Origin of the sequence: Pseudomonas sp. NFACC45 (genome assembly GCF_900113505.1) — a bacterium.
Taxonomy (GTDB): Bacteria; Pseudomonadota; Gammaproteobacteria; order Pseudomonadales; family Pseudomonadaceae; genus Aquipseudomonas; species Aquipseudomonas tehranensis.
Window position 1 is genome coordinate 51,220 of record NZ_FOPO01000016.1, and the last position, 23,626, is coordinate 74,845.

Consider the following 23,626-nt stretch of genomic DNA (forward strand, 5'->3'; position numbering starts at 1 on the left):
TCAGTTTCCCGCGGCGCGACAGATCGCACCGAACTCATCTGCATTCAGGGACGCTCCACCAATGAGCCCCCCATCGATATCCGGCATGCCGAACAGTTCGACCGCATTGGCCGCCTTCACGCTGCCGCCGTATAGAAGCCGCACACCTCGTGCCACTTCAGAATTCTCTGCCGCCAACTGCGCGCGGATGGCGGCGTGCACATCCTGCGCCTGTTGCGGCGAAGCAGTCAGTCCGGTGCCAATGGCCCAGACCGGCTCGTAAGCAATGACCGCCTTTGCAAAAGCACCGATACCCAGACTTTCGATGATGCTGCCTAGCTGACGCCCGACAACCTCAAGGGTTTTCCCGGACTCACGCTGCTCAAGGGTCTCCCCTATGCACAACACCGGAATCAAACCACAAGCCTCGGCCGCCGCAAACTTGCGAGTCAGAGCCTCGTCCTTCTCGCCCATGATCATGCGGCGCTCGGAGTGCCCGACCAGGACCAGGGAACAACCTGCATCCACCAACTGACTTGGCGCAATCTCACCGGTCAACGCGCCTTGCATGGATTCCACCGCAGAATTCTGCGCGCCGACCGAAATCGACTTGCCTTTCAAGCCATCAACCACTTGATTGATATACAAGCAAGGCGGGAATACCGCGACATCAACACCGCTTGGCAAGGCCAGATGACGAAGGCCGTTGATCAGCTCAGCGACGCTGGCGCGGGTACCGTGCATCTTCCAGTTACCAGCTACCATAGGGCGACGCATGCTGTACCTCGTCGGTCAAAGTGGGCGCAGATGTTACCCAACCGATTGATGACTGGCAAGCCGAATTCAGGCAGAAACTTCACTAACAAGCTTCGCCAGCTCTTCAGCATAACCGCGGACCTGTGCTTCATCCTCGCCTTCGACCATGACCCGCACCAACGGCTCGGTACCCGACTTGCGCAATAGCACGCGCCCACGCCCGGCCATAGCCTGCGTTACGCGCTCGCTGGCTTGCTTGACCGTCGCATGCTCCAGAGGGTTCGCACCTCCGCCGAAACGCACATTAATCAGCACCTGCGGACATTTGCGCAATGCCTGACGCGACTGCGCCAGTCCTTCATTGCGCGCCTTGAGCGCCATCAGCACTTGCAAGGCAGCAATAATCGCATCACCAGTGGTGGTGTGGTCAAAACAAACGATATGCCCGGAGTTCTCGCCCCCGATCACCCAATTGCGCTCCAGCAGCTCCGAGATCACATAGCGATCACCGACGTTGGCCCGCACGAAGGGAATATCCAGGTCCGCCAGGGCCAGCTCGAGCCCGAGATTGCTCATCAACGTCCCCACCACACCGCCCTGCAGCTTGCCGCGCCCGTGCAAGTCGCGAGCAATGATGAACAGCAGCTCATCACCATCGACGACAGTGCCGGTGTGATCAACCATCAAGACCCGATCACCGTCACCATCAAAGGCAATCCCGAGATCAGCCTGCTCGGCCAGCACAGCCGCTTGCAGCGCCTCGGTATGAGTGGAACCGCAGTTGTCGTTGATGTTCAGCCCGTTAGGCTGGGCGGAGAGCACGACAACCTCTGCCCCCAACTCGCGGAATACGCTTGGTGCGACTTTATAAGTTGCGCCATGAGCACAATCAACGACGATTTTCAGACCCGAAAAGCTCGTACCGGTGGGCACGCTGCCTTTGCAGAATTCAATGTAACGACCTGAAGCATCGTTGATCCGCGACACTTTACCGATCTTGCTCGACTCAACCACAGTCATCGGCGCGTCCAGCAGCTCTTCGATCATCAGCTCGATATCATCCGGCAGCTTGGTACCCTGGCCGGAGAAGAACTTGATGCCATTGTCATCATGCGGGTTGTGCGAAGCACTGATCACGATACCTGCCTGGGCCTGGAACGTGCGCGTCAGGTAGGCGATGGCCGGCGTCGGCATCGGGCCGAGCAGCATCACATCGGCGCCCGCCGAAGTCAGGCCGGCCTCAAGCGCCGATTCGAACATGTAGCCGGAAATTCGCGTGTCTTTGCCAACCAGTACCTTGCAGGCGCCCATCTTGCGGAACGCCATGCCGGCAGCCCAGCCGAGCTTGAGCATGAAATCAGGGGTAATGGGGTATTCGCCGACCCGACCACGAATACCGTCGGTGCCAAAGTATTTCTTGCTCATAAGTGCTCCGTCATTCTTATTCGGCTGAATCCACTGCTGCGATCATCCGCACAACATCCATCGTTTCGGCCACATCATGCACCCGCAATATGCGTGCGCCTTTTGTAATAGCCAGGGCCGCCAGCGCAAGACCGCCGTACAGGCGCTCCCCCACGGGACGACCCAGGGCATTGCCTATCATGCTCTTTCGCGAAACCCCGACCAACAGGGGCCGCCCCAGGGCATGCAAGGCTTCCATATGTTTGAACAGGCTCAGGTTGTGAGCCAACGTCTTGGCAAAGCCGAACCCGGGATCAAGAATGATCCGCTGCGCAGGAATGCCTGCGGCGGCACATTGATCCAGGCGCTCCACGAGAAACTCACCGACTTCCCTGGTCACATCATGATAGTGCGGGTCGTCCTGCATGGTTCCGGGCTCGCCCAGCATATGCATCAGGCACACCGGCAACCCCGTAGCCGCTGCGGCATCCAGGGCACCATCGCGCCGCAAGGAACGCACGTCGTTGATCAAACCCGCTCCAAGTCGCGCAGTCTCACGCATGACCGCAGGCGTGGACGTATCCACCGAGATTATGACATCAAGCTCGCGATGGATGCGCTCGACAATCGGCGCCACGCGCTCCAGCTCTTCGGTGGGCGAAACTGCCCGCGCGCCTGGCCGGGTCGACTCACCGCCGACATCGATCAGCGTCGCGCCGGCAGCGACCATAGCCTCGGCATGCCGCAAGGCAGCATCAAGCTGACTGAATCGACCGCCATCGGAAAAGGAATCGGGAGTGACATTGAGAATGCCCATGACATGGACATGGGACAAATCAAGAACCCGGTTGCCGCAAGGCAACCGGGTTGAGGACTGAACAGAAGTCATTTCAAGCCTTAAACGTCAGCAGCCGGACCGCCAATCGGTGTCTCCGGACGCTCGCCCTGTACCGCCGGAGGCGTACCGGACGTACCGGTGCCGCCGCCCGACCAGTCACGAGGCTCGCGAGGCTCGCGACCTGCCATGATGTCGTCGATCTGCTCGGCATCAATGGTTTCATACTTCATCAGGGCATCAGCCATGGCGTCGAGCTTGTCACGGTTATCCGTGAGGATCTGCTTGGCGGTGCCATAGCACTGGTCGATGATGCTGCGCACCTCAGAGTCGATCAGCTTTGCCGTCTCGCCGGAGAAGCTTGCGTGCTGGCCACCGCCACCACGACCGAGGAACACTTCACCCTCTTCTTCGGCGTACATCAGTGGGCCCAGTTTTTCGGACAGACCCCACTTGGTGACCATGTTCCGGGCGATCTGACTGGCACGCATGATGTCGTTGGACGCGCCGGTGGTTACACCGTCAAAGCCCAGCGTCATTTCTTCGGCAATACGGCCGCCGTAGAGCGAACAGATCTGGCTGATCAACGCCCGCTTGGACAGGCTGTAACGATCTTCTTCCGGCAGGAACATGGTCACACCCAAGGCACGACCGCGCGGAATGATCGAAACCTTGTAGACCGGATCATGCTCGGGCACCACACGACCAACGATCGCGTGACCCGCCTCGTGATACGCCGTATTCTGCTTTTCTTTCTCGGACATGACCATGGATTTGCGCTCCGCGCCCATCATGATCTTGTCTTTGGCCAGTTCGAATTCTTTCATTTCAACGACACGCTTGCCGGTCCGAGCAGCGAACAGCGACGCCTCATTGACCAGGTTCGCAAGGTCGGCACCGGAAAAACCCGGAGTACCACGAGCGATCACTGCCGGAGCGACGTCGTCACCCATCGGCACCTTACGCATATGAACCTTGAGGATCTGTTCGCGACCACGAATGTCCGGCAGCCCCACCACAACCTGGCGGTCGAAACGACCTGGACGCAACAGCGCAGGATCGAGCACGTCCGGACGGTTGGTGGCGGCAATCACGATGATGCCGTCATTCATTTCAAAACCGTCCATCTCGACCAGCAACTGGTTGAGGGTCTGCTCGCGCTCGTCGTGACCACCACCCATGCCGGCGCCACGATGGCGACCGACAGCGTCGATTTCGTCGATGAAGATGATGCAAGGCGCGTGTTTCTTGGCCTGTTCGAACATGTCGCGCACACGACTGGCGCCCACACCGACGAACATTTCAACGAAGTCGGAACCGGAAATCGTGAAGAACGGCACTTTGGCTTCGCCGGCAATCGCTTTGGCCAGCAAGGTTTTACCGGTACCCGGAGGACCCACCATCAGCACGCCGCGCGGGATACGGCCGCCCAGGCGCTGGAACTTGCCCGGATCACGCAGGAATTCAACCAGCTCGCCGACCTCTTCCTTGGCCTCATCGCACCCGGCGACGTCGGCCAGGGTGGTCTTCACCTGGTCTTCAGAGAGCAGTCGGGCCTTGCTTTTGCCGAAACTCATCGGCCCGCCCTTGCCACCAGCACCGCCCTGCATCTGGCGCATGAAGAACATGAACACCGCGATGATCACCAGGATCGGGAAGCTGGCCACCAACAGCTGGGTCCAGATGCTCTGCTGCTCAGGCTGCTTGCCTTCTACCACGACATGGTTGTCCACCAGATCGCCGATCAGGCCGTTGTCCTGAATCGCCGGACGAATGGTCTTGAAGCTGTCGCCATCGGTGCGCTTGCCGGTAATCACATAACCATCGACGGCAACGCGCTCGACCTTGCCATCCTTGACTTGCTGGATGAAGTCGGAATAGTTGAGGGTCTGCGGCTCGTTAGGGCTGGAGAAGTTGTTCATCACGGTCACAAGGACAGCGGCGATGATCAACCACAGGATCAGATTCTTTGCCATATCGTTCAATTAACTACCCTCTGAAGCAAGCTCCGCTACTGGCGCGCGCTTCGCATGATATTCACCGGCCTAACTTACTACATTACCTACGACTCTGGCAGGCGCCGTCTGTAACCCTTTGTGAAACTCTGACCGCGTAATTTTCGTAACACGGCTCTTGCAAGGCGAGACAAAAAAAACTATCAGCCTTTATCAAAGACGCTCATCACTGGCTGCGCCTTCAATTCCCCGGAAGCCCCGCGCCAGCAGATACTGCTCACGAGAGCGATCGCGCGACGACAATGGCTTGCGCATCTGCACTTTGTCGAACAGCTTGCGCATCCCCTTGTGGTATTCATCAAAACCTTCACCCTGGAAGACCTTGATCAAAAAATCACCACCTGGGCGCAACACCCGCCCGGCAAGATCCAGGGCCAACTCGCTGAGGAACATGGCTCGAGGCATGTCGACAGCCGCTAATCCACTCATATTGGGGGCCATATCGGAAATCACAAGGTCAACCTGCGTATTTCCGACCGCCTCGAGAATCTGCGCCAGCACGGCGTCTTCGGTGAAATCGCCCTGAATGAAGGTCACGTCGGGGATACTGTCCATTTCCAGGATGTCGGAAGCAATCAATCGCCCCTGACCGCCGATCAGACGACTGGTCACCTGAGACCACCCCCCCGGCGCGGCGCCGAGGTCGATCACGGTCATGCCTGGGCGGATCAGACGATCCTTCTCCTGGATTTCGAGCAATTTATAGCTGGCACGAGAACGATAGCCGTCTTTTTGCGCCATTTTGACGTACGGATCGTTGAAATGCTCTCTGAGCCAGTTCTGGCTAGTCTTGGAACGGGCCACGGGCCACCTCTAAAAAATAAAACGGGTCGTGATTAACTGGGCGGTCCCGGACTCGCTCGGGTAAACTGGCCGCCGCTTTTTACAAGATCAGACGCAGGGGTCAGATTATGCCGCTCACTCAAGAGCAGAAGAAACAATACAAATCCATTGGCCACCATCTGAAACCGGTTTTGACTGTGGCTGACAACGGTTTGACTGAAGGTGTTCTAGCTGAGCTGGAACGCGCCTTGGGCGATCATGAGCTTATCAAGATCAAGCTCAATATTCTCGATCGCGAAGCCCGCCTGGCTGCCGTTGCCGAACTGTGCAAGACCGGCAAGGCAGACCTGGTGCAGGTCATCGGCAAGATGGCACTGATTTATCGCAAGAATTTCAGCGTCAACAAGCAACTGTCGAACGTTCACCGCTTCAAGTAATGCCAAAGGGTCAGGGGTGTGCTTCGCGCACCCTGCTGCTCCATCCGGGTACCGGTTGCAACACCAGCACCAACCCGGAAAAACCCAGCACCAGATAACTGAATACCTGCCACAGGCTCGCATCCGGCCAGCCGAGACGTACAGCAAGAAACATCCCGCACGCATACAACGACATGAGCAGCAACTGCCCACGAATGTCGCGCCATAGACTGTCAAGGCCCTCGGCCTGAACCAGCACCAAAGCCTGAAACACTACGCATGCCGAGGAAAAACCCACCAGAAGCGACGTCAGCATAGCTGCGATTTCATCGATGAGCAGCGGTGCCAGGCCGATTCGACCCAGCACCGGCAGCAAACCGACGTGCAACAACCAGACGCCGCCCACCCACAACATCTGGGTGAGCTGCCAGATCATGGCGCCCGCTCGCAGCGGACGCCTTCGCTCAGATGTGACGGACTTCGACAATCTCATACTCGATGACACCACCTGGTGTCTTCACAGCCACCACATCACCCTCTTCCTTGGCAATCAAGGCGCGGGCAATGGGAGAGCCGACGGAAATCTTGCCGAGCTTGATGTCCGCCTCATCCTCACCAACGATCTGGTAAGTGACGCTTTCATCCGTCTCAACGTTGGCGATTTCCACCGTGGTGCCGAAAATGACCTTGCCAGTGTGCGGGATCGTCGTGACATCGATGATCACGGCATTCTGCATGCGGCCTTCGATATCACGGACTCGCGCCTCGACCATACCCTGCTCCTCGCGGGCAGCGTGGTATTCGGCGTTTTCCTTGAGATCGCCCAGCTCACGCGCTTCGCCAATCGCCTGGCTCAGGCGCGGGCGCTCGACCTTGGTCAGGAAAGCGTGTTCTTCCTCCAGGGCCTTCGCGCCCTGAACAGTCATCGGGTACTTGGTTATGCTCATGCCTTCAATCCTGCATGTAGATCCTGCAAGCGACGCACGGTCTTCTCGGGACCGAACTTGAGCGCTTCGCAGATAGCTTCGCCCGCAGCAATGGTCGTGGTGCAGTAGATCTTGTGCTGCAGCGCGTTGCGACGAATGGAATACGAATCGGCGATCGACTGGCGACCTTCGGTGGTGTTGATGATCAGCGTGACTTCGTCATTCTTGATCATGTCGACCACGTGCGGACGCCCCTCGGTCACCTTGTTCACGCGGCGCACCTTCAAGCCAGCCGCTTCGATCAGCTTGGCGGTACCGGCAGTGGCGACCACTTCGAAGCCCAAGTTGATCAGATCACGGGCCACGCCTGCAACCAGCGGCTTGTCGTCATCACGCACGCTGATGAACGCCGTGCCGCCAGTCGGCAGAACTTCGCTGGCGCCCATCTGGGCCTTGGCAAACGCTTCGCCGAAGGTATCGCCCACGCCCATGACTTCGCCGGTGGACTTCATTTCAGGGCCGAGGATCGGGTCCACGCCAGGGAACTTGGCGAACGGGAACACCGCCTCTTTGACGCTGTAGAAGTTCGGAATGATTTCCTTGGTGAAGTTCAGCTCTTTCAGGGTCTTACCGGCCATGACCCGTGCAGCGATCATCGCCAGGGACACACCGATGCACTTGGAGACGAACGGTACGGTACGGGAAGCGCGCGGGTTGACTTCGATGACGTAGATGTCCTCGCCCTGCAGGGCCAGTTGCACGTTCATCAGGCCGACCACGCCCAGTTCCAAGGCCATTTTCTTGACCTGCTCGCGCATTTCGTCCTGGATGTGGGCCGGCAACGAATAAGGCGGCAGCGAACAAGCGGAGTCACCGGAGTGAACACCGGCCTGCTCGATGTGCTGCATGATCGCGCCGATCACCACGTCCTTGCCGTCACAGACCGCATCCACGTCCATTTCGATGGCGCAGTTGAGGAAGTGGTCCAGCAGCACAGGGCTGTCGTTGGACACCTGAACCGCTTCGCGCAGGTAGCGCTTGAGCTCATCTTCCTGATAGACGATTTCCATCGCCCGACCGCCCAGTACATAGGACGGACGCACCACCAGCGGGTAACCGATCTTGGCGGCGGCGCGAATCGCTTCGTCTTCACTGCGCACGGTAGCGTTAGGCGGCTGACGCAGGTTCAGACGCTCGACCATCTGCTGGAAGCGCTCACGGTCTTCGGCACGGTCGATGGCATCCGGACTGGTCCCGATGATCGGCACACCGGCCGCTTCAAGAGCACGCGCCAGTTTCAGAGGGGTCTGGCCACCGTACTGGACGATCACACCTTTTGGCTTCTCGACACGGACGATTTCCAGCACGTCTTCCAGGGTCACTGGTTCGAAATACAGGCGATCAGAGGTGTCGTAGTCGGTGGACACGGTTTCCGGGTTGCAGTTGACCATGATGGTCTCGTACCCGTCGTCGCGCAGAGCCAGTGCCGCGTGCACGCAGCAGTAGTCGAACTCGATACCCTGGCCGATCCGGTTAGGACCGCCGCCCAGGATCATGATTTTGTCACGAGTCGACGGCGCAGCTTCACACTCTTCTTCGTACGTGGAGTACAGGTAAGCGGTGTCGGTGGCGAATTCGGCGGCGCAGGTGTCTACGCGCTTGTAGACCGGGAACACTTCAAGCTTGTGGCGATGAGCCCGCAGGCTCTTCTCGGTCACACCCAGCAGTTTTGCCAGGCGCATGTCGGAGAAGCCCTTGCGCTTGAGGCGGAACATGGTGGCATGGTCAATGCTGGACATGCCCAGGGTCTTGACCTTCTCTTCTTCCTTGATCAGATCTTCGATCTGCACCAGGAACCAAGGGTCGATCATGTTCATGCCGAAGATCTGCTCGACGGTCATGCCGGCACGGAAGGCGTCCGCCACGTACCAGATCCGCTCGGCACCCGGTACGGTCAGCTCACGCTTGAGCTCGCTCATGGCGTCCGGATGGCTCAGGTCCAGCTTCGGATCAAGGCCGCAAACACCCACTTCCAGACCGCGAAGGGCTTTCTGCAGGGACTCCTGGAAGGTCCGGCCGATGGCCATGACTTCACCGACCGACTTCATCTGAGTGGTCAGGCGGGCGTCGGCCTTGGCGAATTTCTCGAAGGCGAAACGTGGCAGCTTGGTGACGACATAGTCGATGGACGGCTCGAAAGACGCCGGGGTCTTGCCGCCGGTGATGTCATTCGACAGTTCGTCCAGGGTGTAACCCACAGCCAGCTTGGCCGCGACCTTGGCGATCGGGAAGCCGGTGGCTTTCGAGGCCAGGGCCGAGGAACGGGATACCCGCGGGTTCATCTCGATGACCACCATGCGACCGGTGTTCGGGCAGATGCCGAACTGGACGTTGGAGCCGCCGGTTTCCACGCCGATCTCACGCAGCACCGCCAGGGAGGCGTTACGCAGGATCTGGTATTCCTTGTCAGTCAGGGTCTGGGCGGGTGCGACGGTGATGGAGTCACCGGTGTGCACGCCCATCGGGTCGAAGTTTTCGATGGAGCAGACGATGATGCAGTTGTCCTTTTTGTCGCGGACAACTTCCATTTCATATTCTTTCCAGCCGATCAGAGATTCGTCGATCAGCAGCTCTTTGGTCGGCGACAGATCCAGACCACGGGCACAGATTTCTTCGAATTCTTCACGGTTGTAAGCGATGCCGCCACCGGTGCCGCCCATGGTGAAGGACGGACGGATGATGCATGGGAAACCCAGACGCTCCAGAACGGCGTTGGCCTCTTCCATGCTATGGGCGATGCCCGAGCGCGGGCAGTCCAGGCCGATGGATTTCATCGCCTTGTCGAAGCGCGAACGGTCTTCGGCCTTGTCGATGGTATCGGCATTGGCGCCGATCATTTCCACACCGAACTTCTCCAGGACGCCTTCACGTTCCAGGTCCAGGGCGCAGTTCAATGCAGTCTGACCACCCATGGTCGGCAGCAGTGCGTCCGGGCGCTCCTTTTCGATGATCTTGGCAACGGTCTGCCACTTGATCGGCTCGATGTAGGTGGCGTCGGCCATGGCCGGGTCGGTCATGATGGTGGCCGGGTTGGAGTTCACCAGGATGACGCGATAACCCTCTTCGCGCAGGGCTTTACAGGCCTGGGCGCCGGAGTAGTCGAATTCGCAAGCCTGGCCGATCACGATCGGGCCAGCGCCGAGAATCAGGATGCTTTTTATGTCTGTACGTTTTGGCATGGGTTTGTCACTCAAATCCGCAGGTCAGTCGGCTAGGCCGTCGAACAATCTTTGCAGCGCCCAAGGGGACCACCGGTTTCGGGGCCGCCCTCGGGCTTCACGCGGTCAGCGTCGCTTGGCCATCTCGGTGATGAAGCGATCGAACAGCGGCGCTACATCGTTCGGGCCAGGGCTCGCTTCAGGGTGGCCCTGGAAGCTGAATGCGCTCTTGTCGGTACGCTCGATGCCTTGCAGCGTGCCGTCGAACAGCGACTTATGGATCGCACGCACGTTTGCCGGCAGGGTCGCCTCATCCACCGCAAAACCGTGGTTCTGACTGGTGATCATCACCACGCCAGTATCCAGGTCCTGGACCGGGTGGTTGGCGCCGTGGTGACCGTGACCCATTTTCAAGGTCTTGGCGCCCGACGCGAGGGCCAGCAACTGATGACCGAGGCAGATGCCGAACACCGGGATCTCGGTTTCCAGCACGTCCTTGATCGCCTGGATAGCGTAGTCGCAAGGCTCGGGGTCACCCGGGCCGTTGGACAGGAACACGCCGTCAGGATTGAGGGCCAGGACATCTGCCGCCGGGGTCTGCGCGGGCACCACAGTAACGCGGCAACCACGCTCCACCAGCATGCGCAGGATGTTCAGCTTGACGCCGTAGTCGTACGCAACCACGTGGTACGGCAGCTCGGAAGCCTCGATCGTCGCGTGGCTGTCGGTTTTCAAGTCCCAGACCGTGGAGCGCCACTCATACTGCTTCTTGGTGCTGACGACTTTCGCCAGATCCATGCCCTTAAGGCCAGGGAAGCCCTGGGCAGCGGCGATGGCAGCTTCTTCGGTGATGTTGTCACCGGCCATGATGCAGCCGTTCTGCGCGCCTTTCTCGCGGAGGATGCGGGTCAGGCGACGGGTGTCGATACCGGCGATCGCCACAACGTTGTTGGCTTTCAGGTAGTCGGACAGGGACATGGTGTTACGCCAGTTGCTCGCTACCAACGGCAGGTCACGGATGACCAGGCCGGCGGACCAGACACGATCGGACTCGGCATCTTGCGGCGTGGTGCCGGTGTTGCCGATGTGCGGGTAAGTCAAAGTAACGATTTGCTGGGCGTAGGAAGGATCGGTAAGAATTTCCTGATAGCCGGTCATTGCGGTGTTAAACACCACCTCACCAACGGTCTGACCGTCGGCTCCAATGGCTTCGCCGCGAAAAATGCTGCCATCAGCAAGGGCGAGTATGGCTGGCTTAGTCAAGAAGACCTCCCGTAAATAAAGCCTGAAAGGGCGATCGCAGGTTGTAAAAAAGCGGAGTGACGTATGGACACGTCACCCCGCTTGTTCACTGAATTATTCTGCGCGCTTTTAGTGGACACACTAAAGCTGTAGCTTACAGAAAAAGGCTTTTTTGGTCCACCGCTAATGAGCCTTAAAGGCAGGGGAATGCGACAGGTCGTCGCGAGGCGGTGTAAAACGGGGCTCAGTATAACCTGAACCCCGCTTTCTGGCGCTGCGTCTGGCAAAAGGTTTGCGAGACAGCACACCGGAACATCAACGCAGGTCGAGAACATCCTGCATGTCGTACAGACCAGCCTCGCGACCATCCAGCCACAAAGCGGCACGCACCGCACCCTTGGCGAAGGTCATCCGGCTTGACGCCTTGTGAGTGATCTCCAGACGCTCGCCCTCTGTGGCGAACAGCACGGTGTGATCCCCCACCACATCACCACCACGCACCGTGGCGAAACCGATGGTGTCTCGCTCACGGGCACCGGTATGCCCTTCGCGCCCGTAGACGGCGACCTTCTGCAGATCGCGACCCAAGGCATCGGCAATCACTTCACCCATGCGCAGGGCCGTGCCCGAAGGCGCGTCGATCTTGTGTCGGTGGTGAGCCTCGATGATTTCGATATCCGCATCGTCACCCAAAACCCGAGCCGTCATCTCAAGCAGCTTCAACGACAGATTCACACCCACGCTGAAGTTCGCCGCAAAAACGATCGGAATATCGTTGCCAGCCTCGGCCAGCAACTGCTTTTGCGCAGCATCCAGCCCGGTCGTGCCAATGACCATCGCCTTGCCGTGCTTGCGGCAAATGGCGAGGTTTTTCAGCATCACTTGCGGCAGGGTGAAATCGATCAGGACATCGAACTCATCCAAGACCTTTTCCAGGCCACCGGACATCGGTACCCCGATACGCCCCAGGGATGCCAGCTCACCCGCATCAGCACCGACCAGCGTACTGTCGGGCCGGACGATAGCGGCTGTCAGGCCCGAGAGCGGCGAGCGCTGCTGCACCGCCTCGACCAACGCCTTGCCCATGCGCCCGGCAGCGCCCATCACAGCTATACGTCGCATGCGAGCTCCTTACAGATCGCCGAAGAAGCGCTTCACGCCTTCGAACCAACCGGTGGTTTTCGGGGAGTGGCTGTTATCGTCCGCCAGCGAACTGCGGAACTCTTCCAGCAACTCGCGCTGGCGCCGGCTCAGGTTGACCGGAGTTTCCACCGCAACACGGCACATCAGGTCACCCGCACCGCCGCCACGCACCGGCGCAACACCCTTGCCGCGAATCCGGAACTGCTTGCCGGTTTGCGTGCCCTCGGGGATTTTCAGCTTCACGCGACCATCGAGGGTCGGGATCTCAAGTTCGCCGCCCAAGGCCGCATCGACGAAACTGATCGGCACTTCGCAGAACAGATGCTTGCCGTCGCGCTGGAAAATAGCGTGCTCACGCACATTGATGACCACGTACAAGTCGCCGGTCGGGCCGCCTTGGGCACCCGCCTCGCCTTCGCCGGACAAACGGATGCGGTCACCGGTATCGACACCAGCCGGCACTTTCACCGACAGCGTCTTGTACTCTTCGACGCGCCCTTCGCCGTGGCAGGAATCGCACGGATCGGAGATGATCTTGCCTTGCCCGTGGCAACGCGGGCAGGTCTGCTGCACAGAGAAGAAGCCCTGTTGCATACGCACCTGACCGATGCCGCCGCAGGTCGGGCAGGTGACGGGCGAGGAGCCCTTCTTGGCGCCCGAACCGTCACACGGCTTGCAATTGACCAGCGTGGGAACACGGATATTGACGGTGGTACCGCGCACCGCCTCTTCCAGATTCAACTCCAGCGTGTAGCGCAAATCGCTGCCGCGCTGGGCGCCACCACGCGCACCACCGCGACCGCCACCGAAGAAGTCGCTGAACACATCGCCAAAAATATCGGAGAAGTTCTGCCCGCCAAAACCGGCACCGCCGCCGCCCATGCTCGGATCGACGCCAGCATGACCGTACTGGTCGTAAGCAGCACGCTTGCTGGAATCGGACAGTACTTCGTAAGCCTCGTTGGCTTCCTTGAACAACTCTTCCGACGCTTTGTCGTCGGGATTACGGTCCGGGTGGTGCTTCATTGCCAGACGACGGTAGGCCTTTTTCAGGTCCGCGTCGCTTGAACCACGCTCGACACCCAATACTTCGTAATAGTCACGCTTTGCCATTAGTCTTTGCACTCTTATAGGACGTCCGGCAAACCTCTCCTGAACCTTGCCAAACTCGTTGAGCCGCAATACAGGCCCGGACCCAACTCACGTCGATTCAACGATCCTGGTCTTGGGCCTTGAACGAAAAGTGCGACTTTCCGTACAAACCCACCTCTTTCAGCCAGGGAACCGGCCAAAACGCGGCGTCTCTCGCTCGGAAAGCAGGAGCATTCCCGATCACGCCGCCAGCATCCGAACGCTGTCGCATGCTGTAAAAATTCACTGACTCCAGACACGCCAACGCGGGAGCAAGCTCCCGCGCGGCGACATCCTACCAGTCACCGCACAAATGCAGTCAACCGGCCGACCAACAAGCGATTACTTGTGGTCTTTCACTTCTTCGAACTCGGCATCAACGACATCATCGGCTTTTTCGGCCGACTCGCCTTGCTGCGCCGCGCCTTCAGCCGGCTGAGCCTGCTCGGCGTACATCTTCTGAGCCACTGGTGCGGAGACCTTGGACAGCTCTTCGATCTTCGCCTCGATGGCTGCCTTGTCGTCGCCTTTGACAGCTGCTTCAAGGGCAACCACGGCAGCCTCGATGGCGGTTTTCTCTTCAGCGGTCACTTTGTCGCCAGCATCAGCGATCATCTTGCGAGTCGAGTGCACCAGGGCGTCACCCTGGTTGCGAGCACTGGCCAGCTCTTCGAACTTGCGGTCTTCTTCGGCGTTGACTTCAGCATCGCGAACCATCTGCTGAATTTCTTCCTCGGACAGACCGGAGTTGGCCTTGATCACGATCGACTGGGTCTTGCCGGTGGCCTTGTCTTTCGCACCAACGTGCAGGATGCCGTTGGCGTCGATGTCGAAGGTCACTTCGATTTGTGGCACGCCACGTGGAGCTGGCGGAATCTCGGCCAGGTCGAACTTGCCCAGGGACTTGTTCTGCGCAGCTTGCTTGCGCTCACCCTGCAGCACGTGAATGGTCACGGCGTTCTGGTTGTCATCGGCGGTCGAGAACACTTGGGATTTCTTGGTAGGAATCGTCGTGTTTTTCTCGATCAGCGCAGTCATCACGCCACCCATGGTTTCGATACCCAGGGTCAGCGGGCTGACGTCGAGCAGCAGAACGTCTTTCACGTCACCGGCCAGAACAGCACCCTGGATCGCGGCACCCATGGCAACGGCTTCGTCCGGGTTCACGTCTTTACGCGCTTCTTTACCGAAGAAATCGGTCACCAGCTTCTGAACCAGCGGCATACGGGTCTGGCCGCCGACCAGGATCACGTCGTTGATCGAACCAACGTCGATACCGGCGTCCTTCATGGCAATGCGGCAAGGTTCGATGGTGCGCTGAACCAGGTCTTCCACCAGCGCTTCGAGCTTGGCGCGGGAGATTTTCACGTTCAGGTGCTTCGGACCGGTGGCATCTGCAGTGATGTACGGCAGGTTCACGTCGGTCGACTGGCTCGAGGACAGCTCGATCTTGGCTTTTTCGGCAGCTTCTTTCAGACGCTGCATGGCCAGCGGGTCACCCTTGAGGTTCATGCCGCTTTCTTTCTTGAATTCGTCGACGAGGTAGTCGATCAGACGAATGTCGAAGTCCTCACCACCGAGGAAGGTGTCACCGTTGGTGGCCAGTACTTCGAACTGGTGCTCACCATCGACTTCAGCGATCTCGATCACGGAGACGTCGAAGGTACCGCCACCCAAGTCATAAACGATCACGGTGTGATCGCCCTTGGCCTTGTCCATGCCGTAAGCCAGAGCGGCTGCGGTGGGTTCGTTGATGATGCGCTTGACGTCCAGGCCCGCGATGCGGCCGGCGTCTTTGGTCGCCTGACGCTGGCTGTCGTTGAAGTAGGCCGGAACAGTGATGACCGCTTCGGTCACCGCTTCGCCGAGGTAGTCTTCGGCGGTTTTCTTCATTTTCTTCAGGATTTCCGCCGAGATCTGTGGCGGCGCCATTTTCTGGCCGTTCACTTCAACCCAGGCGTCGCCGTTGTCAGCCTTGGCGATTTTGTAAGGCACCATCTTGATGTCTTTCTGAACGACTTCTTCGTCGAACTTGCGACCGATCAGACGCTTCACCGCGTAGAGGGTGTTATGCGGATTGGTCACTGCCTGACGCTTGGCGGATTGGCCAACCAGAATTTCGCCATCGTTGGCGTACGCGATGATCGACGGCGTAGTACGCGCGCCTTCAGCGTTTTCAATTACTTTGGCCTTGCCGTTTTCCAGCACGGAGACGCACGAGTTGGTGGTCCCCAGGTCGATACCGATAATCTTGCCCATGTTAACTCTCCCGGAACTTGGATTTTGTTGCCGCAGCAGTGGTGGCTAACTGCGGTAGCACTTAAACGCTTGACTTCTAAATGGGGCCGCTGCGCGGAATTTCAAGCCTGCTCATCAATAGAAGGCGAAACCGGTGCTGGTGCCTTGCTGACCACAACCATGGCCGGGCGCAGCAAGCGACCATTGAGCAGGTAGCCCTTCTGGAAAACCTTCAATACGCTGTTGGGCTCGACGTCTGCACTTTCCTGCATCGCCATGGCCTGATGGTGCTCGGCATTGAAGGGCTCGCCATGCGGATCAATGGCTTCAAGCTGATAGCGCTTGAGCGTGTCCTGGAACATTTTCAAGGTCAGCTCAATGCCTTCACGCATCGGACGAATGTTTTCGTCGTCCGGATTGGACAGCTCCAGGCCGCGCTCCAGACTGTCGATGATCGGCAACAGGTCGCCTGCGAACCGCTCCAGGGCGAATTTATGAGCTTTTTCAACATCTTGCTCGGCGCGACGGCGGACATTCTGCAGGTCGGCGGCTACACGCAACGCCTGATCCTGCGCACCGGCCAGTTGCTCTTCGAGCACTTGTACACGTGCCGCCAGGTCGTCACCCGAATCCTGGGGAGCCTGATTGGCGTCTAGATTTTGCGTGTCCTGCGTCTGTTCGTCAGCCATAGATTTCTCCTTTCAACTTCGTCCGCGAGCTCAACTCGCGCTTCTGCCCCGGTATATGGGGCCGGGTTTTTCAGCTTCAAGGGCGGTCCGACGAATTAACCTTACAAAAAACCCCTGCATATCCATTCCTCCCGGTGCTAAGAAAGTCATTCGCTCAAGCAAATCGAGCTAAGCAAAGGCATTGTCAGCTCGAAACAAAACACTGTATAAATAACCAGACCTAAGCCTGGGAGCGGCCTTTATGCTGGTGCACCTGTCCGTACACAACTACGCCATCGTCGAACACCTCGACCTCGAACTCGATCGGGGCATGAGCGTGATCACCGGTGAAACCGGTGCTGGCAAATCCATCATGCTCGACGCCCTGGGCCTGACGCTGGGCGATCGCGCCGACAGTGGCGTGGTACGCCCCGGCGCGGACAAGGCCGACATCCTGGCCACCTTCGACCTGATCGACATTCCCGAAGCCAGCGCCTGGCTGGCGGAACGTGACCTGGATACCGACGGCCTGTGCATATTGCGCCGCGTCATCACCGCCGAAGGTCGGTCGCGGGGCTACATCAACGGTACGCCCTGCCCCCTCGGCGACCTCAAGGCGTTGGGTGAGCTGTTGATCGACATCCACAGCCAACATGAACACCAGTCCCTGCTCAAGACCGAGACCCATCGCCGCCTGCTCGACGAATACGCCGGCGCCACCGACCTGGCCCGCCAGGTTCAACTGGCCGCCCAGCGATGGCGCCAGACCCGCCAGGAACTGGATCGACTCTCCAACTCCGGTGACGAACAACGTGCCCGCCACCAGTTGCTGAGTTATCAGCTCGAAGAGCTGGAGAACCTGGCCTTGGGTGAAAACGAGCTGGCGGAACTGGAACAGGAACACAAGAACCTCACCAATGCCGAAACCCTGCTGGGCATTTGCCGGCAAGTGGTCGAGCAATGCAGTGAAAGCGACTCGGGTAACGTGCTCAATGCACTGACCGCCAGCCTGAACCGGCTGTCCAGCGTCAACAATTCGGTAGGCGCCCTGAGCGAGGCGACCAATCTGCTCACGAGTGCACAGATTCAGGTCGAGGAGGCCGTCGGCGAACTCAACCGGTTTCTGGATCATTTCGACGCCGATCCGGCGCGCCTGCAATATCTGGAAGAACGCCTGGACACTATCTATACCCTGGCGCGCAAGCACCGCGTCCAGCCAACCGATGTCGCCGAACTGCAGCAACGCCTGCTTGAAGAACTGGAGACCCTGAACGCTAACGACGAATCCATTGAGCGCCTGGGAGACGAATTGGCGTCCTATGCCCGTCATTATCAGGAGAAAGCCAGGGAGCTCAGTGAACTGCGTCAACAGGCCGCGACCGGGCTGGCCAGTGCCGTTGAGCAGGAGATCCAGCGCCTGGGCATGCCCGGCGGGCGCTTCACCATCGAGCTGCACCCCAACACGGGGGACGAGCTTCAACCCAACGGGCTGGAGCAGGTGGAGTTGCTGGTCAGCGCCAACCCCGGGCAACCGCTCAAGGCCCTGGCCAAAGTCGCCTCCGGCGGCGAGTTATCACGAATCAGCCTGGCCATCCAGGTCATCACCGCACAGACCTCTCGCGTGCCGACGCTGGTATTCGACGAAGTGGACGTGGGTATTGGCGGCCCTACGGCGGAAATTGTCGGCCAGTTGCTGCGTCGACTCGGGGAGCGCGGCCAGGTGCTGACAGTGACTCACCTGCCCCAGGTCGCAGCCCAAGGACACCAGCATTTATTTGTGCACAAGGTGCGTGATGAGGACGCCACTCGCACCGCTGTGTCCAAGCTGAACAAGAACGAGCGAGTTGAAGAAGTGGCACGGATGCTGGGGGGGATTGATCTCACCAAAGAATCCCTGGCCCACGCGAAGAAAATGGTCGTCGCGGCAAAAGCCTGACAAAAGCCGTAAAGCAAGAAGGCGACCCTGGGGGTCGCCTTCTTTCGTTTTGAGAGCTTTGGGCTCACGCGACGTGCTTACTTCTTCTCGCGCACATGCAAGACGAGATGGTGATCGATCAGCTCGAAACCATGTCTTTCAGCGATTTCCTTTTGCAGCGCTTCGATTTCCGGGCTAATGAATTCGATGACCTCACGGGTTTCCACGTTCACCATGTGATCGTGATGTTCCCCGTCAGCCAATTCAAAGACCGCATGACCGCCATCGAAATTGTGACGAGCCACAAGCCCCGCCGCTTCGAACTGGGTCAGGACACGGTAAACCGTGGCCAGACCGACGTCCTCGCCAGCTTCCATAAGTGCCTTGTAGACATCCTCGGCACTCATGTGGCGCTGCTCGGCGGAATCGAGCATTTGTAGAATTTTGACCCGTGGCAGGGTCACTTTGAGGCCGGCTTTGCGTAGTTCGCTATTTTCAACCATGGTCAGCTTTCTCGCGATGCTGCTTCGCAGCTTCTCTTAATGCGGGTATGATCGGCGTTTACGTTGTCCCAGCCAAGATAGTGGAAGTCGCCCACCGATGCAAAACACCAAGCTCTTGCTAACCAGTTTCACCTTTGTGGGACTGCTCGCACTCGCCGGTTGTTCATTCCCCGGGGTTTACAAAATCGACATCCAGCAGGGCAATGTCGTCACGCAGGACATGATAGACCAGTTACGCCCGGGAATGACCCGTCGGCAAGTACGGTTTATCATGGGTAACCCTCTGCTGACCGACACGTTCCATGCCGATCGCTGGGATTATTTGTACAGCCTGCAACCAGGTGGTGGTGAACGCCAACAGGAACGCATCAGCGTTATCTTCAACGCCAATGACCAGCTTGTCAGCCTGTCGGGCGATTTCATGCCCGGCGTGAGCCGCGACGAGGCCATTATGGGCCAGGACAGCGGCACTGTGGTGACCGACCCAGCCCAGAATGCCGAGCAGCCGAAACCGGAAAAACCGGTCAAGCCAGGCTCGTTGCTCGATCAGATCCAGAAGGACGTGGACAACGTCGAGACCGTACCGGTCCCGACGCCAGAACCGCTGGATACCTCGCCGCAATAAATTGCTCAATAAAAAACCCGGCTTGCCGGGTTTTTTATGGCCTGCAATTCAGCGCTATTGATCAGCTTGGCGCGCCTGAGCGGCCTTGGCGGCGCGCAGCCGCCGAATCTCTTTTGGATCGGCCAATAACGGTCGATAAATTTCAAGTCGATCAGCCGCCCGCACCACCTGGCGATCCGGATCGGCCACCACCTTGCCAAAAATCCCCACCGGGCAAGTGGCCAGATCCAGCTGCGGAAACTCGGCAGCAATGCCAGAAGCCGCTAACGCCGTCCGAACACTGGTGCCTTCCGGCACGGAAAATACGCGCAAGACCTGACGATCGACGCAGGCATACACCACTTCCAGCTCAATCAACGCGCAAGCTCGGCGTTTTGCTTGGCGCGCTGGCAGAATGCGTCGACTAGGGTATTGGCCGCCTGATTGAACAGCGGGCCAAGCGTGGCTCGCACCAACGGGCCTGCGTAGTCGAACGACAGATCCAGGCTGATCTTGCAGGCCTTCTCTCCCAGCGCCTTGAACACCCAGACGCCGTGGAGCTGATTGAAAGGCCCTTCTTCCAGGTTCATTTCAATGGACTGTCCAGGCACCAGGGTGTTGCGCGTGACAAAGTGCTGGCTCAATCCGCCCTTGGCGACATTGAGGCTGGCGCGCATATGGGTTTCAGAGCTTTCGAGCACTTCGGCGGACGAGCACCAAGGCAAAAATTGCGGGTAACTTGCTACATCGTTGACCAGGTCGTACAACGCCTGCGCCGGATAGGGCAGCAAGGCCGAGCGTTGAATATGTGTCGTCATGTAAGCGTCACTTCCACAGCTGGGCGGCAAACACTACGAGAATGCCGATGGGCGCCACATAGCGCATCAAGAACAGGCTCAAGGTAAACAATACAGGACTGCGCAACGACAATTCGTCACGCACCGCCTCACGCCCCATGACCCATCCTGCAAACACCACGAAACACAAACCACCCAGCGGCAGCATGATCCGTGATGTGAAGAAATCAATCACGCCGAAGAAATCCAGCCCTCCGGCCGCTCCCCACTGGTAGAGATGGAACAGCCCGCCGTCGTTCACGAAAAACTTCGCTTGTTTCCATATATTGAAGGAAAACACCGTCCCCAGGCCAACGAACCAACAGGTAAAGGCCAGCCAGAACGTCACCCAGGCGCGACTGAGCCGGGTCCGCTCCACCAGATAGGCGACCATGGGTTCGAGCAGGGAAATGGCCGAACTCCAGGCGGCAATGGCCACCAGGAGAAAAAACACCACGCCCATGAATTGACCAAATGCCATGTTGCCGAAAGCGAATGGCAGGCTGACAAACATCAGCCCCGGCCCTTCGCTAGGGTTCAGGCCGGCGGCGAAGACAATCGGAAACAACGCCAGCCCGGCCAGCAACGATACAAAGGTATCCAGCAGCGCGACACCAACGACGGTCCTGGTCAGCGAGGCGCTCTTGGGCATGTAGGCGCCATAGATCATGATCGACCCCACCCCCACGCTCAGGGAGAAAAACGCATGCCCCATGGCCGGCAGCAGGCCATCCAGAACTTTCTCCGGCTGGAAATCGAACATGAAGTGAACGCCTTCCATGAAGTGCCCGGTGGTCATGCTGTAGCCCAGCAATACCAGGATCATCACGAACAGCAGCGGCATCATGATTCGCAGGCTGCGCTCAAGCCCCGCAACCACCCCACGGGCAATCACCACCGCAGAAAGCAGCATGAAAATCGTATGCCAAAGTGTCAGCCGCCAGGGATCGGAGATCACATCGCCGAAGTAGGCGCCGACCTGATCGGGTGTCACCCCCTGAAAGTCCCCACGCCCCATATCGATGATGTAGTCCAGCGACCAGCCGCCAACCACACTGTAGAAAGACAGGATCAGTAGCGCCGTGATCATTCCGGCAAACGCGCCCCACGACCACTTGGCCGAGTGCCCGGCCTCCATTGCCAGCACCTTCAAGGCATTGGCCGGGCTTTGCCGGGCGCGACGACCGATGAGGGTTTCGGCCAGCATCACCGGCGCGCCAATGAGCGCGATGCACGCCAGAAACATCAATACAAAGGCACCGCCACCATAGACGCCGACCATGTAGGGAAATTTCCAGATACTGCCCAGCCCCACGGCCGAACCGGTTGCGGCGAATATGAAGACCCAGCGGCTAGCCCAACTGCCGTGGACAGAAACCTTGTCTGTCGACATCGTGATCACGCCCAAGCGTTCGAAAAAGAGGCCGCATTGTCCGGGATTCATTCAACCTGCTCAAGCACGCAGCTTCACCGTAGCCGACACGCCCGCAACTGCCTATAATGCCGCCCCTATGGCTAAACAGAAGAAACACCCCACAGGGACCATCGCGCAAAATAAAAAAGCGCGACACGACTACTTCATCGAACAGCGTTTCGAGGCTGGCATGGTCCTGGCCGGCTGGGAAGTAAAGAGCTTACGTGCAGGCAAGGCGCAACTGGTCGACAGTTATGTGCTGCTCAAGGACGGCGAGGCCTGGCTGCTGGGCAGCCATATCACGCCCCTGACCACCGCCAGCACCCACGTCATCGCCGATCCGACACGCTCGCGCAAGCTGCTGCTCAACAGGCGCGAGCTGGAAAAGCTCTTCGCGTCCGTGCAGCAAAAAGGCTACGCCTGCGTCTGCACGTCGTTGTACTGGAGCAAGCATTTGATCAAGTGCGAAATCGCGCTGGGCAAAGGCAAGAAGGAATACGACAAGCGTGATACCGAGCGCGAACGCGACGCCGGTCGCGAGCTGCAACGCGCGGTGCGTAACAAGGGCAAGGAAGACTGATTCTTTCGCCTGGGCTCTGTGCTCGCTGAAGATCCAATGTGGGAGCGAGCCTGCTCGCGATGACGGAGGCACATGCAACCTTGATGTGTCAGACAGACCGTTTTCGCGAGCAGGCTCGCTCCCACAGGAGTCCAATCGCTATAGAACCAACTGACTACATCCCCTTGCGCCGCTCCGCCCGCGCCACCCGCTGCACTTCCTGACGTACCTCTTCCAACACTTCCTGCACATACAAAATATGCCGGCTGGAGACTTCCCGGGCCTGCTCGGCGTGCCCGCCCATAATGGCCTGGTACAACTCCCGATGCTGGCTGATGAGCATGTCTCGGGTTTCGCTGCGCTGCTTGTACATGCCGCCAATGTTGGTGACGACGTTGCGTTTGAGTAGGTCGAACAGACCCCGAATCGTATGCAGCAACACTGCATTGTGACTGGCTTCGGCGATGGCCAGGTGAAACCGGGCATCGGCCGCGCCCTCCTCTGCCCGGCTCACATTTTCATGGCGTGAATAGCAATCCTGAAGCTCCTCGAACGCCGCCGTCAGCCGCTCGCGATCCACGTCAGTGGCCCGCTGTGCCGCGTAGTAAGCGCAGGAAGCTTCCAGGGTATGGCGAAACTCCAGCAAATCACGTTGCGCTTCAGGATTGCTTTCCAACAACTGCAACAGTGGATCACTGAAGGTTGAGCCCAGCGACTCCACCACATAGTTGCCACCACCCTGGCGACTGACCAGCAAACCCTTGGCCGCCAGTTTCTGAATCGCTTCGCGCAACGAAGGGCGTGACACGCCGAACTGCTCAGCCAAGGCACGCTCGGCGGGCAGGCGTTCGCCGGATTTCAGCGTGCCTTCAAGGATCATTCCTTCAAGCCGCTCGACAATATCGTCAGACAAACGGCGCTGACGAATCTGATCAAACCCCATAACTCGACTCTCCACGATCCCGACGGCTCGCCGGGCTCTCTATTCTGGCCTATCCGCGCCCCGCCGACACCCTCCAGAAGCCACTTATACCCACAGAT

Annotated in this window: 22 protein-coding genes; 4 read left to right on the forward strand and 18 right to left on the reverse strand. The window is 58.9% G+C overall.

The window, feature by feature from the left end:
- The 5 genes from tpiA to rlmE all read right to left on the reverse strand — a co-directional run bounded on the left by tpiA (nt 1) and on the right by rlmE (nt 5,793).
- Entirely contained in the window at nt 1-756 is a 756-nt protein-coding gene (gene tpiA, locus BM132_RS25765; protein WP_092459604.1) for a triose-phosphate isomerase, read from the reverse strand.
- Nucleotides 757-822: 66 nt separating this feature from the next.
- Nucleotides 823-2,160, reverse strand: coding sequence for a phosphoglucosamine mutase (glmM, locus tag BM132_RS25770; RefSeq protein ID WP_092394281.1), 1,338 nt, complete (start codon nt 2,158-2,160; stop codon nt 823-825).
- A gap of 16 nt (nt 2,161-2,176) precedes the next feature.
- Complete coding sequence (folP, locus tag BM132_RS25775) at nt 2,177-3,028, reverse strand: dihydropteroate synthase (RefSeq protein WP_092459606.1); 852 nt, start codon at nt 3,026-3,028, stop codon at nt 2,177-2,179.
- A gap of 8 nt (nt 3,029-3,036) precedes the next feature.
- Nucleotides 3,037-4,950, reverse strand: a complete 1,914-nt coding sequence (gene ftsH / locus BM132_RS25780; protein WP_047229059.1) for an ATP-dependent zinc metalloprotease FtsH — start codon at nt 4,948-4,950, stop codon at nt 3,037-3,039.
- Nucleotides 4,951-5,142: 192 nt separating this feature from the next.
- Complete coding sequence (gene rlmE / locus BM132_RS25785; protein ID WP_047229060.1) at nt 5,143-5,793, reverse strand: 23S rRNA (uridine(2552)-2'-O)-methyltransferase RlmE; 651 nt, start codon at nt 5,791-5,793, stop codon at nt 5,143-5,145.
- A gap of 107 nt (nt 5,794-5,900) precedes the next feature.
- On the opposite strand from rlmE, the gene BM132_RS25790 reads away from it, so the two are divergent.
- Nucleotides 5,901-6,209 (forward strand): YhbY family RNA-binding protein, encoded by a 309-nt coding sequence (locus BM132_RS25790; RefSeq protein ID WP_003177852.1) that lies wholly within the window; start codon nt 5,901-5,903, stop codon nt 6,207-6,209.
- A 10-nt stretch (nt 6,210-6,219) separates the two neighbouring features.
- On the opposite strand, the gene BM132_RS25795 is transcribed toward BM132_RS25790, so the two are convergent.
- The 8 genes from BM132_RS25795 to grpE form a co-directional block, all read right to left on the reverse strand.
- Nucleotides 6,220-6,624 carry a hypothetical protein gene (locus tag BM132_RS25795; protein ID WP_047229061.1) on the reverse strand — a complete coding sequence of 135 codons (405 nt, stop codon included), beginning with the start codon at nt 6,622-6,624 and terminating at the stop codon, nt 6,220-6,222.
- Between the two features lie 28 nt (nt 6,625-6,652).
- The gene (gene greA, locus BM132_RS25800) at nt 6,653-7,129 is read right to left on the reverse strand and encodes a transcription elongation factor GreA (protein WP_030139783.1); all 477 of its coding nucleotides are present in this window, start codon (nt 7,127-7,129) and stop codon (nt 6,653-6,655) included.
- A 2-nt stretch (nt 7,130-7,131) separates the two neighbouring features.
- Complete coding sequence (gene carB / locus BM132_RS25805; protein WP_092394290.1) at nt 7,132-10,353, reverse strand: carbamoyl-phosphate synthase large subunit; 3,222 nt, start codon at nt 10,351-10,353, stop codon at nt 7,132-7,134.
- Nucleotides 10,354-10,458: 105 nt separating this feature from the next.
- The gene (gene carA, locus BM132_RS25810; RefSeq protein WP_047229063.1) at nt 10,459-11,595 is read right to left on the reverse strand and encodes a glutamine-hydrolyzing carbamoyl-phosphate synthase small subunit; all 1,137 of its coding nucleotides are present in this window, start codon (nt 11,593-11,595) and stop codon (nt 10,459-10,461) included.
- A 294-nt stretch (nt 11,596-11,889) separates the two neighbouring features.
- Nucleotides 11,890-12,696, reverse strand: a complete 807-nt coding sequence (dapB, locus tag BM132_RS25815; RefSeq protein ID WP_092394293.1) for a 4-hydroxy-tetrahydrodipicolinate reductase — start codon at nt 12,694-12,696, stop codon at nt 11,890-11,892.
- Nucleotides 12,697-12,705: 9 nt separating this feature from the next.
- Entirely contained in the window at nt 12,706-13,830 is a 1,125-nt protein-coding gene (gene dnaJ, locus BM132_RS25820; protein ID WP_047229065.1) for a molecular chaperone DnaJ, read from the reverse strand.
- Nucleotides 13,831-14,190: 360 nt separating this feature from the next.
- Complete coding sequence (gene dnaK / locus BM132_RS25825; RefSeq protein ID WP_092394296.1) at nt 14,191-16,107, reverse strand: molecular chaperone DnaK; 1,917 nt, start codon at nt 16,105-16,107, stop codon at nt 14,191-14,193.
- A 101-nt stretch (nt 16,108-16,208) separates the two neighbouring features.
- Complete coding sequence (gene grpE / locus BM132_RS25830) at nt 16,209-16,775, reverse strand: nucleotide exchange factor GrpE (protein WP_092394299.1); 567 nt, start codon at nt 16,773-16,775, stop codon at nt 16,209-16,211.
- 241 nt (nt 16,776-17,016) lie between these two features.
- Between grpE and recN the strand changes: the two genes are divergently transcribed.
- On the forward strand, nt 17,017-18,690 hold the full coding sequence (gene recN / locus BM132_RS25835; protein WP_092459608.1) for a DNA repair protein RecN: 1,674 nt from the start codon (nt 17,017-17,019) through the stop codon (nt 18,688-18,690).
- Between the two features lie 77 nt (nt 18,691-18,767).
- Here recN and fur read toward each other — a convergent pair whose 3' ends face one another.
- Complete coding sequence (fur, locus tag BM132_RS25840; RefSeq protein WP_092394305.1) at nt 18,768-19,172, reverse strand: ferric iron uptake transcriptional regulator; 405 nt, start codon at nt 19,170-19,172, stop codon at nt 18,768-18,770.
- 97 nt (nt 19,173-19,269) lie between these two features.
- Between fur and BM132_RS25845 the strand changes: the two genes are divergently transcribed.
- Nucleotides 19,270-19,797, forward strand: coding sequence for an outer membrane protein assembly factor BamE (locus tag BM132_RS25845; RefSeq protein ID WP_092394308.1), 528 nt, complete (start codon nt 19,270-19,272; stop codon nt 19,795-19,797).
- Nucleotides 19,798-19,851: 54 nt separating this feature from the next.
- On the opposite strand, the gene BM132_RS25850 is transcribed toward BM132_RS25845, so the two are convergent.
- Genes BM132_RS25850 through BM132_RS25860 form a run of 3 tightly spaced genes read right to left on the reverse strand, consistent with a single transcriptional unit; the run spans nt 19,852 to nt 22,005 of the window.
- On the reverse strand, nt 19,852-20,154 hold the full coding sequence (locus tag BM132_RS25850; protein WP_092459610.1) for an RnfH family protein: 303 nt from the start codon (nt 20,152-20,154) through the stop codon (nt 19,852-19,854).
- On the reverse strand, nt 20,151-20,594 hold the full coding sequence (locus BM132_RS25855; protein ID WP_092394314.1) for a type II toxin-antitoxin system RatA family toxin: 444 nt from the start codon (nt 20,592-20,594) through the stop codon (nt 20,151-20,153). The genes BM132_RS25850 and BM132_RS25855 overlap by 4 nt, the downstream gene beginning before the upstream one ends.
- A 7-nt stretch (nt 20,595-20,601) precedes the next feature.
- Nucleotides 20,602-22,005 carry a sodium-dependent transporter gene (locus BM132_RS25860; RefSeq protein WP_092459701.1) on the reverse strand — a complete coding sequence of 468 codons (1,404 nt, stop codon included), beginning with the start codon at nt 22,003-22,005 and terminating at the stop codon, nt 20,602-20,604.
- A 118-nt stretch (nt 22,006-22,123) separates the two neighbouring features.
- Between BM132_RS25860 and smpB the strand changes: the two genes are divergently transcribed.
- Nucleotides 22,124-22,606, forward strand: coding sequence for an SsrA-binding protein SmpB (gene smpB, locus BM132_RS25865; RefSeq protein WP_025211771.1), 483 nt, complete (start codon nt 22,124-22,126; stop codon nt 22,604-22,606).
- Between the two features lie 154 nt (nt 22,607-22,760).
- On the opposite strand, the gene BM132_RS25870 is transcribed toward smpB, so the two are convergent.
- The gene (locus BM132_RS25870) at nt 22,761-23,528 is read right to left on the reverse strand and encodes an FCD domain-containing protein (RefSeq protein ID WP_092394318.1); all 768 of its coding nucleotides are present in this window, start codon (nt 23,526-23,528) and stop codon (nt 22,761-22,763) included.
- Between the last annotated feature and the right edge of the window lie 98 nt (nt 23,529-23,626).